We start from the raw sequence: 14,079 nt of genomic DNA on the forward strand, positions 1-14,079 counted from the left end.
TCGGGATGGGTCCAGCACTGAGTCGACGCCTTAGACCAGGCGTCCGATGGTGAGCTGCTTGGCTCCGTCGATGCGGATCGCCGCGCTCTCCTTGGCGAACTCCGCGAGTCCTTCGGTGATGCCGCCCCAGATGTTGACGGGTGTCCATCCGAGCGGGCCGAGAGTACGGGCACCACGATCGTAGAAGACGCCGATCTCGTACCACTCGAACGGCAGCCCACCCATCTGCATGGGTCGCTGCCAGTACCACTGCAGATCACCCGGTGCGGGCACGACCTGCTGGTTCTCGAACGGCACCTTCTCGGGGTCGAAGTTCTGAGCCTCTTCGGGGAGCCCGACCATGACCTCCGGTCCGGCATACATCGCGTGCATCGCCTGCATGGTGACCGGCTTCTCCAGCGCACCCCACATGGCCTCGCACGTGCGAGGGGCGAGGTCCTCGAACAGGGTGGCGACGGCGCGGACGCCGTTCTCGTACTCGAGGAAGACCTGCTTGGTCATCGTGTTCCTTTCTCCGCAGCGGGGTGTTCCGCTGCTCGTTCGCGGGCGGCCGAGACGAACGCCGTGAACAGCGGCATCTCCTCTGCGGCCTCATCGGGGTCGATCATCTTCTCGGGGTGCCACTGCACTGCCCAGAAGGGCCAGTCGTCGTCGGACTCGACGGCTTCGACGATCCCGTCCGGCGCCCAGGCGACGGAGTGGACACCGGGGGCGGGAACGTCGATCGACTGGTGATGGATGGTGTTCACGATCCGCTCCCGCGTGCCGTAGAGGGCGGCGAGCCGGCTCCCGTCCGCGAGGACGATCGGATGCCGGGCGGCGAGCTGCTGGTCGGCGGCGCGCACCGGCTGGTGGTGTTCCGTGGTCGGGATATCGATCACGAGGGACCCGCCGAAGGCGATGTTGCTCACCTGCAGTCCGCGACAGATCGCGAGTACGGGGATACCGCGCCGGCGTGCCCCGAGGGCGAGTTCGATCTCGAAGCCGTCGCGCGAGGGATCGTAGTTCTTCCCCTCCTGCGGTTCGGCGCCGTAGCGCGAGGGGTGCACGTCTTCGCCGCCGGAGAGCACCAGCCCGTCGAGGCGGTCGAGCACCTCGTCCACGCTCGCCGTCGGAGGGAGGAGAACGACGGCACCGCCGGCCGCTTCGATGGGGGCGGCGTACTCCGTGCCCAGGGTGTGCGCCGCGCGGCCGGCCCCGAGATCGGTGTCGATGAACCGGCGCCAGGTGGTGATGCCGATGAACGGGCGCGTCATAAGAGCTCGATCCAGGTCGTCTTCAGATCGGTGAACTTCTCGAGCGCGTGCAGGCTCTTGTCGCGGCCGAAGCCGGAACCCTTCACCCCGCCGAAGGGGATCGTCATGTCGCCCTCCTCGAAGCAGTTGACCCAGACGATGCCCGCGCGCAGGCGCCGAGACAGGGTGTGCACGGCGTTGAGGTCGGTGCTCCAGAGCGCGGCGGCGAGTCCGAACTCGGTGCCGTTCGCGATCTCGAGGGCGTCTTCGACGTCGTCGTAGGCGATGACCGAGAGCACGGGGCCGAACACCTCGCGCTGCGCGACCTCGTGCTGGGAAGTGACGCCGAGCACGACCGGGGCGAAGTAGCTGCCACCATCGACGGCGTGGAACCGCTCGGGGCTGCCGGCCGCGAGTTCGCCGCCTTCCGTCTGGGCGCGCTCGACGAAGCCGGCGATGCCCGCGAGCTGCCTCTCGCTGACGATCGCGCCCATCGAGGTCGTGACCTCGAAGGGGTCGGCGGGAAGGGTCGTGCGTGCGACGTCGGCGGCGATCTCGAGGGCACGGTCCCGCTGGGCGCGGGGAACCAGCAGACGCGACGAGGCCGTGCACATCTGGCCCTGGTTGTAGAAGCAGCCGTCGGCGGTGGCCCGCACCGCGCGCTCGAGGTCGGCATCCGGCAGCACCAGGCTGGCGGTCTTGCCACCGAGCTCCGGCCAGACGCGCTTGCCGTTCGACGCCGCCGAATAGCCGAGGAACTTGCGGCCGACCTCGGGCGAGCCCGTGAAGGTGACGACGTCGACGTCATGGTGCTCGCCGAGAGCACGGCCGGCGACCTGGCCGGTGCCGGGTGTGACGTTGAGGACGCCGGAGGGGATCCCGGCCTCGTGTGCGAGCTCGGCCAGACGGAGCGCCGAGAAGGTGGTGTGCTCGGCGGGCTTGAGCACCACGCTGTTGCCGACCGCGAGAGCGGGGGCGAGCTTCCAGGCGGTCATGGTCAGGGGGAAGTTCCAGGGCACGACGGCCGCGACCACTCCCGCCGGTTCGCGGGTGACGAGCGCGAGGCTGCCCGGGGCGGTGACCGGCATCTCGTCGAGGACCTTGTCCGCAGCCTCGCCGTACCAGCGGAAGCAGTTCACGACGGCGCGGAGCTCGGTCTGCAGCGCCTCGCGCAGGGGCTTGCCCATCTCGAGCGAGATGGTGAGGGCGAGCTCTTCGGCGTTGTCGTGGATCCTCTGGGCGAACGCGATCAGCAGCTGTCCACGCTCGCGGGGAGCGATCCGCGACCAGATCCCGGAGTCGAATGCCGCGCGCGCCGAGCGCACAGCACGGTCCACATCGCCCACCGAGGCTGCGCTGATCGGCGGGAGCGTCCGTCCGTCGCGCGGGCTCACCGGCGTCAGTGGCTCGGCCGAGCCCTCCTCCCACGCACCGTCGATGAACAAGCGCGTGCGCAGGGGCAGCGTCGCCGCGCGATCCGCCCAGTTGTCTCCCGTTGCCGTGAACACGGTCGTCCTCTCCAGGGGTGATGGCCCTGGAGAGGATACTTGCCCTATTTCGCCACTAGGTCAAGCTTTGAAGAACGATCTCGCCATTTCGTTACATGTCAGTAACAGAATCAGACTATAGGCGGATGGCGCCGGTGGGCATGTCGTTCGCCAGTGCTTCGGGTGCCTCATCCACGATCAGCGACCCACGCAGCACCGGCGTGATGACGACCAGCGACTCCACGACCTCGAGGCCTTCGTGGCCCGCCACGGCCGGCCCGGTGAGGAACTCGTAGAACTCGTCGGCGTCTTTCACGAGCACGTTGGCGAGCAGTTGCGAGGTGCCGGTGGTCGCGGCGATGAACTTCACCTCGGGCGCTGCCGCCAGGGCGGTTCCCACTCTCTCGAGGCGCGCCATCGGCACCCGGAGCCAGACGAGCGCCTCCAGTCCCAACCCGAACAGACTCGGCACGACCTCGGTCCGCGGATGCATCAGACCGCGACGGCTCAGGGACTCCATCCGGCGCCGGGTGGTCGTGACGTTCAGTCCCAGCGATCGGGCAAGCTGAGCGACCGGCATCCGTCCGTCCTTCAGCAGCAGCCGGATGAGCGCCTCTTCGTCCGTGCTCAGAGAATCGGCGGGGTCGACCTCGGATCCGGACGACTCGTCGAGCATGCGCGCCTGCTCGTCGGTGAGCACTCCCGCGCGCCAGTCGTGCCCCGAGCGGAAGAACTTCAGCACTGTCGTGACATTGATCGAGTCAATGCCGTCGAGCTCGGGGAAGTCGGTGAAGAGCAGCTCGCGGATGGAGGCGTCATCGTGGGGGAGCAGCATTCCGGCGATGTCGCTGCTGCCCTCGAGCACCGAGACCGAGGACGCGTCCGCCCGCCGCGCGAGCGTGCGTGCCACGTGCCACAGCGCATGGGGCTCGGTCGTGATGCGGAACAGCACCGCGCGGGCGTGTAGGACGCGGGCCGGGTCGACGTAGGTGGAGACGCGGACCAGTCCTCGATCCAGCAGCCGTTGGCCTCGACGGGCGACCGTGCGCTCGGGCAGATCGACCACGCGAGCGATCTCGCCCCACGACGCGCGGCCGTTCACCTGCAGGGCCGCGGCGACGATCCGATCGGTCTCGTCGGCGATCACATCATTCGCGGACACTTGCTCTCCTTCACCGGGGACGGACTCGGGTGAAGGCTATCTCAGTCGGCGGTTCCGTCAGGCGATGGGGAGTCTTGTCGACAGCGTCCGGATTCGCGTCAGATGTCGCTGAAGTCGTTGCCTCCGCTGCTGAGGCGGGTCACGACATCGCCGGTGATCTTGAGGTCGATGTACTCCACGCCGACTTCTCCGGGATTCACGAGGGATGACGTGCCGGGAACCTCTCGCACGCCGATGCTCAGGTAGTCGGCGACGCCGTCGCCGTCTTCATCCCAGCCGTCCACCGCTCCTGCGGCCATCGCCTCGGCGCGCGTGGAACCGATGCCGATGCCCTCCGGGGTGCGGAATATCACACCGGGGGCATCCGCCGACACGACCAGGTCGATACGGGTCTCGCGGACCGTCGCCTTCGTGCCCTGCCAGTCGTATCCGGAGTACACGGCGCCGTAGGGGCCCTCGACGGTTCCTTCCGTCGGAGCCGATCCGAAGGCGTCGGTGAGGGCGGCGACAGCGCCGTCAGGGTCGTCGTACGCGATCACGGCGCCGTCGTCGACCGAGAGGCCGTCGACCGAGATCTCGACGACCCGGTCCGCAGGCGTGGGGGACGGAGAGGCGACCGGCGACGATGACGATGACGGCGTCACCGAGCCGACTGTGCTCGCCGGGGCGCAGGCGGTGAGCGAGAGGCCCAGGAGTGCGGCTGTGGCCGAAGCGAGGATGAGGCGAGAGTGAGGGCGCATGTCCAGAGCGTAGGGGTGTGTGGAGGAGGGGATGGCTCCCCGTGAGCAGCGGAATCCGCATCGTTATCGATGGGATATCTGTGCAGGGAAAGAGGGTGCCGGCCTGTCCGAAGACGGCACGGCACCCTCTCGTGCGGACTACTCCGCCTCGGTCGTCTCCACCGCGGCGTGACGGCGACGACGGCGCATCGCGAACAGGCCGAGGCCGGCGGCGAGGAGCACGACGGCTGCGACGATGTACGGCGCGCTGTCGGCACCTGTGGTGGCGAGGTCGCCGCCTGTCGAGCCGCCGTTGCCCGGTGCCACCGCTCCGCCACCGGCTGCCGCTGCGACGGTGAGGGCCGCGGTGACTTCGGTGCCGTCGGGCAGGATCACCGCGAGCGTGTGCCCGCCGGCCGGGGTGTTCGCCGGGATCGTGACCGTGCGCTGGAAGGATCCGTCCGCACCGGCGGTGGCGGTGCCCAGCTGCACCGGGTCGGACCGCAGCTCGAGTCGCAGCTGCGCGCCCTCCGCGAAGCCGCTGCCCGATACCGTGACCGTGCCGCCGGCCTTCACGGATGCCGCGCCGAGCTCGACCTTGGCCGGAACTTCGGGCTCCGGCGTGACCGGAGGCGTGACGCCGGCCTCGGTGACCCACTTCTCCCCGGCATTCGACTTCGTCACGGTGAACGTGTCGTAGACGGCGCCGACGGGGAGGTCGGTGGTCGCGCCCGGCTGCTTCTCGGCGAGGTACGAACGGTAGACCAGCTGATTCTTCGACACGTCGATGACCTGGTACGTGGTGACACCCTGGCCACGCAGTACCTGGGTGGCGCCGTTGTTGGTCCAGACGTTCTTCTCGGGGGTCTCGAGGTCGTAGTGCTTCGCGCCCGAGTTCGACACGACGTAGACCGGGCCGGTGGTGAGGCCGGTGGTCTCGGTGGCATCGGTGTTCACGTAGCCGCGAGCGTAGGTGTGGTCGTGGCCCATGAGCACCAGGTCGATGTCGTTGCGCTGGAAGACCGGGAGCCACTCGGCGCGCAACACCGGCTCGTCGCGACCCTCGGATGCCGAGAACACCGGCTGGTGGAACGTGACGACGTTCCACTTCGACGGGCTGTTCTGCAGCAGCAGGTCGAGCCAGGCGCCCTGGAAGCGGGTCCACAGCGTGCCGATCTGGGACGACGGGCACTCCGTGCCCGTGCAGGACGGGAGTCCGGCCGGGGTGAGGAAGGTCGTGTCGCGGGTGGCGTTCAGCGTGATGAAACGCACGCCCTGGTAGTCGGTGTAGTACGCGGTCTCGGCGGCGAACGAGCTCCAGTGGTCGAAGAACGCGCGGTACTGCTGCGCCACGGCGGAGTCGCCCTTGGCGAGGTCGGCCAGCTCGCCGATCGAGCTCGTCGACGGGTTGTTGCGCGGGTATTCGAACGCGGCCTTCCACGCCGTGAGCAGCTTGTCGCCCGAGTATTCGTGGTTGCCAGGGGCGGCCATCACGTTGGTGCGGACGGCCGAGTCCTTCATGCCCTTGAACCAGTTGACCCACTCGTTCTCGTTGCTCGACGTGTTGATGAGGTCACCCGCGTGCACCGAGCCGATCGACCGGGGCGCGGCGGCTTCCGCCTGCTTCACGACGCTCGGCCACGTGGTGTCGAGGCCGATCTGCGCGTCGCCGTAGTAGATGAACTGGAAGTCGGTCGCGGACGGATCCGCGGTGCGGAAGGTGAACCAGTCGCTCCAGCTGCCCGGGAGGCCGACGCGATAGCGGTACTCGGTGGCGGCGGTGAGGCCGGTCACGGTGGCCGAGAAGTGCTTGTTCGGGTTGCCGTTCACGACACCCGCGTCATATGCGTCGACGATGCGGGTCTCGCCGCCCGCCGAGGGCGCGATCTCGACCTGTCCGACCGTGTGCGAGGCGTCGCCGGCGAGCCAGGAGAACGACTGCGAGACGGCAGGCTGCTCGGTCGGGGTGAGGATGACGCGGGTCGGCGGTGCGACGACCGGGGTGCCGGGGGCGGATGCCTTGACCAGGGTCAGCGACGACATGTCGAAGAAGATGTCGGAGCTGGTCTCCCGGTCCTGGAACAGCGAGACGGCGATCGTGTTGGTGCCGTCGTGCAGCAGGTCGCCTTCGGCGCTGAACGTGCTGGTGAGCGGGTCGCCGTTGCCGTCTCCCGCGTACTCGACGTTGGTGGTGTCGGTGATGCGGCCGTCGACGTAGCGGGCGACCTCTTCGCCGTTGATCCAGACGATGATCGCGTCGTCGTACGTGATAGTGCTCTGGAGGGCCGCGACCTGTTCGGCGACGCCCGCTTCGAGCTCGAAGGTCGTGCGGAAGAAGTAGGTCGGGACGGTCGGGGCCGCCGTGCCGTCGAGGTAGTGGTTCAGAAGGGTCTTCGGCGTCTGCGGACCGACCGGTGCGAGCTTCCCGCCCTTCGCGCCGAACGAGCCGGCAGCGGTCTTCCATGCACTGTCGTCATAGGCGGGCAGCGTCCAGTCGCGGAGCGCCGCCGGTGCGGGAGACGGGTCGGAGCCGTCGTCGAGGTAGTGCCAGGAGGTGTCGCCGGTGATCAGCGATCCCGTCGGCACCTCGGGGTCGGGGGCGGCGAGAGCCGCGGGGGCGACGACGGCGCCGCCGAGCAGGGCGAGGAGCGCGACGGACGTCAGTCCGCGACGCCGCCACCGCACCGCAGGGGTGGGGGAGGTCATGTCAGTCCTTCGAGGTGGGGTTTCCGTGCTCAGCCGCACGAGGCCCCTCCACCCCATCGAAGACGGATGACCGGCGTCTGACCCCGAAGGGAAGGGCGGGTGAACTCCGCGACCGACGCTCCTTCGGCCGAAACGGAGACCGACGTCGCGGGGACCGGCGTGTCGAGGGGTGGCGCGCCGGCGCGCGGGCGGACGGTCTGGGTTTTCGCAGAAGGGCTCGGAGAAGAGGCAGGGGCAGCAGACTGCCCCGGCACGAACGGCTCACCCCGGTACGCTGGAACCCATGCTCAATATGGCTGACGGCCTCGCCCGTCTCGGTGCGCTCGCCGAGAATCCGGTCGTCCGCACCCTTGCGACGGCGTTCGAGGAGGCCGGCTTCGATCTGGCCGTCGTCGGTGGTCCGGTGCGCGATGCGCTGCTCGGACGCGCGACCCATGACCTCGACTTCACGACCAACGCCTCGCCCGACGAGATCCTGACCATCGTCACGCCGATCTCGACCGCACAGTGGGACATCGGCCGGGCGTTCGGCACGATCGGCGCGCGCGTGCAGCGCGAACAGGTCGAGATCACGACCTATCGTGCCGACAGCTACGACGGTGTGACCCGCAAGCCCACGGTGGAGTTCGGCGACACGATCGACGGCGACCTCGTGCGCCGCGACTTCACCGTCAACTCCATGGCCCTGCAGGTGCCGTCGGTCAAGCTCATCGACCCGACCGGTGGGGTGGAAGATCTGATCGCGGGTGTTCTGCGCACCCCGGCGGACCCCCGGATCTCGTTCGGCGACGACCCCTTGCGCATGCTGCGCGCCGCGCGCTTCAGCGCCCAGCTCGGCTTCCGCGTCGAAGAGGCCACGGCCGAGGCGATCGCCGAGCTCCGCGAGACGCTGAAGATCGTGAGTCCGGAGCGCATCCAGTCCGAGCTCGTGCGCCTCATGCAGACCGACGACCCGGTGCGCGGGATCCGCGTGCTGGTCGACACCGGGCTGATCGACGAGTTCCTGCCCGAGGTCACCGAACTGCGCCTCGAGGTCGACGAGCACCACCACCACAAGGACGTCTACGAGCACTCGCTCACCGTGCTCGCCCAGGCGATCGAGCTCGAGCACTCCCGGCACCCCGGCGCCGCGCCCGACGTGCCGCTGCGCATCGCGGCACTCCTGCACGACATCGGCAAGCCGCGCACCCGCAAGCTCGAGGCCGGGGGAGTGGTCACGTTCCACCACCACGATGTGGTCGGGGCGCGCATGGCGCGCAAGCGGCTGCAGGCGCTGCGCTTCGACACCGAGACCACGAACGCCGTCGCCACGCTCATCGAGCTGCACCTGCGCTTCTTCGGCTACGCCGAGGGCGCCTGGACGGATGCGGCCGTGCGTCGCTACGTGCGCGATGCCGGCGATCTGCTGGAGCGCCTGCACATCCTCACCCGCGCCGACGTGACCACGCGGAACAAGCGCAAGGCCGGTCGTCTCGCGAGCGCCTACGACGACATCGAGTCGCGCATCGCCGCACTCCGCGAGCAGGAGGAGCTCGACGCGATCCGTCCGGAGCTCGACGGCAACCGCATCCAGCAGGTGCTCGGCATCAGCCCCGGACGCGAGGTCGGCGAGGCGTACCGGTTCCTCCTCGACCTGCGCCTGGACGAGGGCGTGCTCGGCCCCGATGTCGCCGAGCAGCGGCTTCGGGGGTGGTGGGCCGCCCGCGGCTGACCTGTCTCAGCGCAGTTCGGGGACGATGATCTCGACGTCGCCGGACACGAGCTCGAAGTCCTTCGGGTTGAAGGTGAGGAGGGCGGCGCCGAGTGCGTAGGCGTGCCCGGCCAGCATGAGGTCCTTGCTCCGGGCATGTGCGGGACGGGTCAGGATCACCTCCGACGCAAGGCGGGCGTATCCCTCCGCGGCTGCCCGATCGAACGGGAGCCAGTCGGCTTCGAGGAGTGAGGAGAGGCGCATCAGTTCGTTGCGGCGGCTGCGGCGAAGAACCGGATCCGTCGCACGCTCGACTCCGAGCTGAAGTTCGGCGTAGACGATGGCGCTCAGAGCCACGTCGTCCGGGGGCAACTGCACGCTGTCGAGCTGGATCAGCACGTTCGTGTCAAGAAGAATCACGACTCTCCCACGGGTCCCGGAGCGGTTCGAGGAAGAAGGGATTCTGCCTGTCCGCCTCCAGCTCCGCCGCCCATTCCCGACGCATCCTGTCTTGTTCCGGGGTCGACGGGTTCGCTTCCACCCTCGCCATGATCTCGCTTGATGGGACCGACCACCGGCGCGGACGGGCCATCCGCTGCGCCAGGTCGGCTTCGAGCCCGCTCGCGCTGTTCTTCGCCAATCGCGTGAGCACGTCGCGCACCTCGGCCTCCATCGAGCGGGAGTTCTGTCGGGCACGCTCCTTCAGCGCGTCGACGACATCGTCGCTGAGATTCCGGATGGTCACGGTCGCCATATCCCGCCTCCTGACAGCAGAATGCTAGCAGGAAGATCTCTCTCGCATCACCCCTCGCGCCGACGCTCCAGCTCGGTGAACACCACGCCGCTTTCGTAGGCGACCGTCTGCACGGCATCGAACCTCTCGGGGCGATACGGGCGCTCACCGAACAGGGGAATGCCCGAGCCGAACAGCAAGGGCTGTCGTTTGAGGACGAGTCGGTCGATCTCGTCGGCGAGTGTCGCCGCCAGGGCGCCCCCGCCGCAGAGCCAGATGGCGGCGCCGTCTTCCTGTTTCAGTCGCCGCACGACGTCGATCGGATCCTCGGCCGTGACGACGAGGCTCTCGCCCTCGGCCGTCTTCGAACGACTGAAGACGATCTGTCGCAGGTGACGGTAGGGGCTGGAGACCCCGCCGACGGCGTAGGTGTTCCATCCCATCAGCACCGTGTCGAAGACGTCGCGGTTCTGTGCGATCCCGAGCGCTGCGGCCGCGGCGGTCGGGAGGGTGTCGGCGAAGCGCCGATTGATGCCGTCCATGTGGTCGCCCTCGACGAGGAACGCGTCGAACTCGCCGTTCGGGCCGGCGATGTAGCCGTCGAGGGTGACGGCGGCGTAGTACACGAGTTCTCGCATGATGCTCCAATCACTACATTTGTCGCAGTTACAGTACAACAGGCGTAGTGATTGCGCTAGTCTTCTACCCATGGTCAAGAACGACTCCCGGCGGCGGGCGATCGCGGATGCGGGACTCACGGTGCTCGCACGGGAAGGGTCGAGAGGTCTCACGCACCGCGCGGTCGACGTCGCCGCGCGGGTTCCGACCGGCACCACATCGAACTACTTCCGCAGTCGGGACGCCCTGATCGAGGGACTCGTCGAGCGAATCGGAGAGCGACTCGCTCCTACGCCCGAGGATCTCGAGCGCCGCGCGAACGTGCCACCCGGCCCCGCGCTGTTCGCCGACTACATCCGCGACATCGTGCGAAGGCTGACCGAGGATCGAGACGTGACGCTCGCCCTGTTCGAGCTGCGACTCGAAGGCGGCCGACGCCCCGAGGTCGCCGCCGTGCTGGGCGCCTGGCAACGTGCCGGCTTCGACGGCGACATCGCCTTCAACACCGCGGCAGGGCTCCCGGGCGGACGGCGCGAGATCGCGCTTTTCCACTACGCGATCGACGGACTGCTGCTCGACCGGCTCACCACGCCGATCGATCCGGACACCTCGACGGACGAGGTGATCGACGACCTCGTCGCCGGCCTCCTCCGTTGACGCGGTGAGGTGTTCCCTCGGGGCCGCGCTGCTCGTACACTGAGGCAACGCACGCTCTCGACGATCGGAGACCGCTGTGTCTGCGCCGTGGCAGGTATCCCGCGAGTCCCTCCCCCCGACATCGCGACTGCTCATCGAGCGTGCGCACGAAGAGCTGCTCGCCGGCAATCTCGACGACCGGCGCCTGCAAGAGGTGCGCCCCCTCGTCCGCGAGTCGTGGGAGAGGTCGTGGCGCGGTCGGGTCGGACCCGAAGGCGCTCCTCCGCTCGAACTGGTCAGCGACGAGCTCGAGGCCTACCGCCTCGCCCACCCTCTCGCCTCGGTGATGGACATGATCCGTGCGCTGCTGCTGCCCGGCGAGGCGGAGGACACCGGAGTGATCATCGCCGTCGGCGACCAGGCCGGACGCCTGCTCTGGATCGAGGGGGATGATCAGCTGCGCTCGCTCACCGACGGCATGGGCTTCGTCGCCGGTGCGAACTGGTCGGAGGATGCCGTCGGCACGAGCGCCCCCGGAACCGCGCTCGCCCTCGGCCAGTCGGTGCAGATCCGCGGCGCGGAGCACTACAACCGCCTCGTGCATCCGTGGTCATGCACGGCTGCGCCCGTCCGCGACCCCGAGACGCAGCGTGTGCTCGGAGTCATCGACATCACCGGAGGCCCCGAGGTGGTCTCGCTGCAGGCGCGACTGCTGGTCGATGCGACGGCCCGCGCGGTCGAGGCGGAGTTGATGGTGGCTCGTCTGCGCCGACGGAGCGAGGAGTCCCGGCCGCGAACCAGCGTGACGAAGGGACGCATGCCGGCGACCGCGCGCGCGACGCTGCATGTGCTCGGCCGGGATCGGGCCCGCCTGGAGACCGAGTCCGCACACGACGAGTCCATGATCGAGCTCAGCGCACGCCACGCGGCGATCCTGCTGATGCTGGCCGTGCACCGCCAGGGTCTCTCGGCCGAGCGCCTCTGCGAGCTCGTCTACGGCCCGGGCGTCTCGCCCGACACGCTCCGCCCGGAGATGGTTCGCCTGCGTAAGGTGCTCGAGCGCACGGCCCCCGATCTGGTGCCCGAGTCGCGCCCGTACCGCCTTCCCGTCGCCGTCGATACCGACGCACATGACGTGCTGTCACTGCTCGATCGCGGCGCGCACCGGGTGGCGCTCACCGCCTATCGGGGTCCGGTGCTCCCCGAGTCGACCTCGCCCGGCGTCGAGGAGTTCCGGGAGTCGGTGAGGGGAGCGCTCCGCGAAGCGATGCTGTCCGAGGCGAGTCTCGACGTGCTGCTCTCCTACGCAGAGATCCCCGAGGGGCAGGGAGATGCCGAGGCACTCCGTCTCGCGCTGGAGATGCTCCCCGCCCGGTCGCCGAAGCGCGCAGGGCTCGTCGCGAGGATCGAGCGCCTCGAGGCCTGACCGCGGCCTGCAACCGGGCGCAACGTTGCGCATCGGGGCGCAACCCCGGGCGACCTACCTTCGGAGAAGAGCCGCTGCACCGACGCGCGGCCCCGTCGAAGGAGACCCCATGAGCATCGTCGAAGAAGACGTGTCCCTCGCCTACGCGGCCCCGGGCCAGCCGGGCGCCCTCGCGAACTACCGGCCGCGCTACGGCCACTACATCGGCGGCGAGTTCGTCGAGCCCGTGAAGGGCCAGTATTTCGAGAACGTCAGCCCCGTGAACGGCAAGGTCTTCACCGAGGTCGGTCGCGGCACGAGCGAAGACATCGATCGGGCCGTCGAGGTCGCGTGGCAGGCGTTCGCGACCTGGGGCAAGACCAGTCCTGCCGAGCGATCCGTGATCCTCAACAAGATCGCCGACCGGATCGAACAGCACCTCGAGGAGATCGCGGTCGCCGAGACCTGGGAGAACGGCAAGCCGGTGCGCGAGACCCTCGCCGCCGACATCCCGCTCGCCGTCGACCACTTCCGCTACTTCGCCGGCGTCCTGCGGGCGCAGGAAGGCGGCATCAGCCAGCTCGACGAGAACACCGTCGCGTACCACTTCCATGAACCGCTGGGTGTGGTCGGTCAGATCATCCCCTGGAATTTCCCGATCCTGATGGCGGTCTGGAAGCTGGCGCCCGCGCTCGCCGCGGGCAACTGCGTCGTGATCAAGCCCGCCGAGCAGACACCGGCATCCCTGCTGTTCCTGTTCGAGATCATCGGCGACCTGCTGCCGGCCGGCGTCGTGAACATCGTGAACGGGTTCGGTATCGAGGCGGGCGCCCCGCTCGCGCAGCACAAGCGCATCCGCAAGGTCGCCTTCACGGGCGAGACCACGACCGGTCGCCTCATCATGCAGTACGCCTCGCAGAACCTGATCCCGGTGACGCTGGAACTCGGAGGCAAGAGCCCCAACGTGTTCTTCGAAGACGTCGCGCGTTCGACCAGCGATCCGTTCTACGACAAGGCGCTCGAGGGCTTCACGATGTTCGCGCTGAATCAGGGCGAGGTCTGCACCTGCCCCTCGCGCGCACTCATCCAGCGGTCGATCTACGACGGCTTCCTCGCCGACGGGCTGGAACGGGTCGCGAAGGTCGTGCAGGGCAATCCGTTGGATCCGGCGACGATGATCGGCGCGCAGTCGTCGAACGATCAGCTCGAGAAGATCCTCAGCTACATCGACATCGGCAAGCAGGGCGGTGCGCGACTGCTCACCGGTGGCGAGAGGGTCGATCTCGGCGGCGATCTGAGCGAGGGCTTCTACGTCGCACCGACCGTGTTCGAGGGCACCAATGACATGCGCATCTTCCAGGAGGAGATCTTCGGGCCGGTGCTGTCGGTCACCTCGTTCGACGGCTTCGACGACGCGATCTCGATCGCGAACGACACCCTCTACGGACTGGGTGCCGGCGTGTGGAGCCGCAGCGGGGACACGGCTTATCGTGCAGGACGAGCGATCGAGGCCGGACGCGTCTGGACGAACACGTATCACCAGTACCCGGCGCATGCGGCGTTCGGCGGGTACAAGCAGTCGGGCGTCGGGCGCGAGAACCACAAGATGATGCTCGACCACTACCAGCAGACGAAGAACCTCCTCGTCTCGTACGCGGAAGGGCCGATGGGCTTCTTCTGAGCTCGAT

General features: G+C 68.6%; 13 protein-coding genes. 4 read left to right on the forward strand and 9 right to left on the reverse strand.

Features of this window, described 5'->3' with window-relative positions; genetic code table 11:
- Positions 1–30 precede the first annotated feature (30 nt).
- The 6 genes from DW307_RS06890 to DW307_RS06915 form a co-directional block, all read right to left on the reverse strand.
- Positions 31–501, reverse strand: a complete 471-nt coding sequence (locus DW307_RS06890) for a DUF3830 family protein (protein WP_017829890.1) — start codon at positions 499–501, stop codon at positions 31–33.
- Positions 498–1,256: a gamma-glutamyl-gamma-aminobutyrate hydrolase family protein gene (locus DW307_RS06895; RefSeq protein WP_051668235.1), complete on the reverse strand. Its 759-nt coding sequence runs from the start codon at positions 1,254–1,256 to the stop codon at positions 498–500. Before DW307_RS06895 ends, DW307_RS06890 begins: the two co-directional genes overlap by 4 nt.
- On the reverse strand, positions 1,253–2,743 hold the full coding sequence (locus DW307_RS06900; RefSeq protein ID WP_136024365.1) for an aldehyde dehydrogenase family protein: 1,491 nt from the start codon (positions 2,741–2,743) through the stop codon (positions 1,253–1,255). Before DW307_RS06900 ends, DW307_RS06895 begins: the two co-directional genes overlap by 4 nt.
- A gap of 115 nt (positions 2,744–2,858) precedes the next feature.
- Complete coding sequence (locus DW307_RS06905; protein WP_021201411.1) at positions 2,859–3,884, reverse strand: Lrp/AsnC family transcriptional regulator; 1,026 nt, start codon at positions 3,882–3,884, stop codon at positions 2,859–2,861.
- A gap of 98 nt (positions 3,885–3,982) precedes the next feature.
- Complete coding sequence (locus tag DW307_RS06910) at positions 3,983–4,624, reverse strand: hypothetical protein (protein ID WP_136024366.1); 642 nt, start codon at positions 4,622–4,624, stop codon at positions 3,983–3,985.
- Positions 4,625–4,762: 138 nt separating this feature from the next.
- Positions 4,763–7,309, reverse strand: a complete 2,547-nt coding sequence (locus tag DW307_RS06915; RefSeq protein WP_136024367.1) for a purple acid phosphatase family protein — start codon at positions 7,307–7,309, stop codon at positions 4,763–4,765.
- 283 nt (positions 7,310–7,592) lie between these two features.
- Here DW307_RS06915 and DW307_RS06920 point away from each other — a divergent pair, with 283 nt between their 5' ends.
- On the forward strand, positions 7,593–9,020 hold the full coding sequence (locus DW307_RS06920) for a CCA tRNA nucleotidyltransferase (protein ID WP_136024368.1): 1,428 nt from the start codon (positions 7,593–7,595) through the stop codon (positions 9,018–9,020).
- A gap of 6 nt (positions 9,021–9,026) precedes the next feature.
- On the opposite strand, the gene DW307_RS18060 is transcribed toward DW307_RS06920, so the two are convergent.
- Genes DW307_RS18060 through DW307_RS06930 form a run of 3 tightly spaced genes read right to left on the reverse strand, consistent with a single transcriptional unit; the run spans position 9,027 to position 10,370 of the window.
- Positions 9,027–9,419, reverse strand: a complete 393-nt coding sequence (locus DW307_RS18060; protein WP_046399039.1) for a PIN domain-containing protein — start codon at positions 9,417–9,419, stop codon at positions 9,027–9,029.
- Entirely contained in the window at positions 9,406–9,753 is a 348-nt protein-coding gene (locus DW307_RS18065; protein ID WP_168440997.1) for a FitA-like ribbon-helix-helix domain-containing protein, read from the reverse strand. The genes DW307_RS18060 and DW307_RS18065 overlap by 14 nt, the downstream gene beginning before the upstream one ends.
- Before the next feature lie 47 nt (positions 9,754–9,800).
- Positions 9,801–10,370, reverse strand: a complete 570-nt coding sequence (locus DW307_RS06930; RefSeq protein ID WP_136024370.1) for a dihydrofolate reductase family protein — start codon at positions 10,368–10,370, stop codon at positions 9,801–9,803.
- 70 nt (positions 10,371–10,440) lie between these two features.
- On the opposite strand from DW307_RS06930, the gene DW307_RS06935 reads away from it, so the two are divergent.
- From DW307_RS06935 to exaC, 3 genes are all read left to right on the forward strand, one after another.
- Entirely contained in the window at positions 10,441–11,007 is a 567-nt protein-coding gene (locus tag DW307_RS06935) for a TetR/AcrR family transcriptional regulator (RefSeq protein ID WP_029260801.1), read from the forward strand.
- 76 nt (positions 11,008–11,083) lie between these two features.
- The gene (locus tag DW307_RS06940; protein WP_136024371.1) at positions 11,084–12,412 is read left to right on the forward strand and encodes a GAF domain-containing protein; all 1,329 of its coding nucleotides are present in this window, start codon (positions 11,084–11,086) and stop codon (positions 12,410–12,412) included.
- A 109-nt stretch (positions 12,413–12,521) separates the two neighbouring features.
- On the forward strand, positions 12,522–14,072 hold the full coding sequence (gene exaC, locus DW307_RS06945) for an acetaldehyde dehydrogenase ExaC (protein ID WP_021201420.1): 1,551 nt from the start codon (positions 12,522–12,524) through the stop codon (positions 14,070–14,072).
- The last annotated feature ends 7 nt before the right edge of the window (positions 14,073–14,079 follow it).

The sequence above is a fragment of the Microbacterium sp. K27 genome, from assembly GCF_004794435.1.
GTDB classification, from domain to species: domain Bacteria; phylum Actinomycetota; class Actinomycetes; order Actinomycetales; family Microbacteriaceae; genus Microbacterium; species Microbacterium maritypicum_A.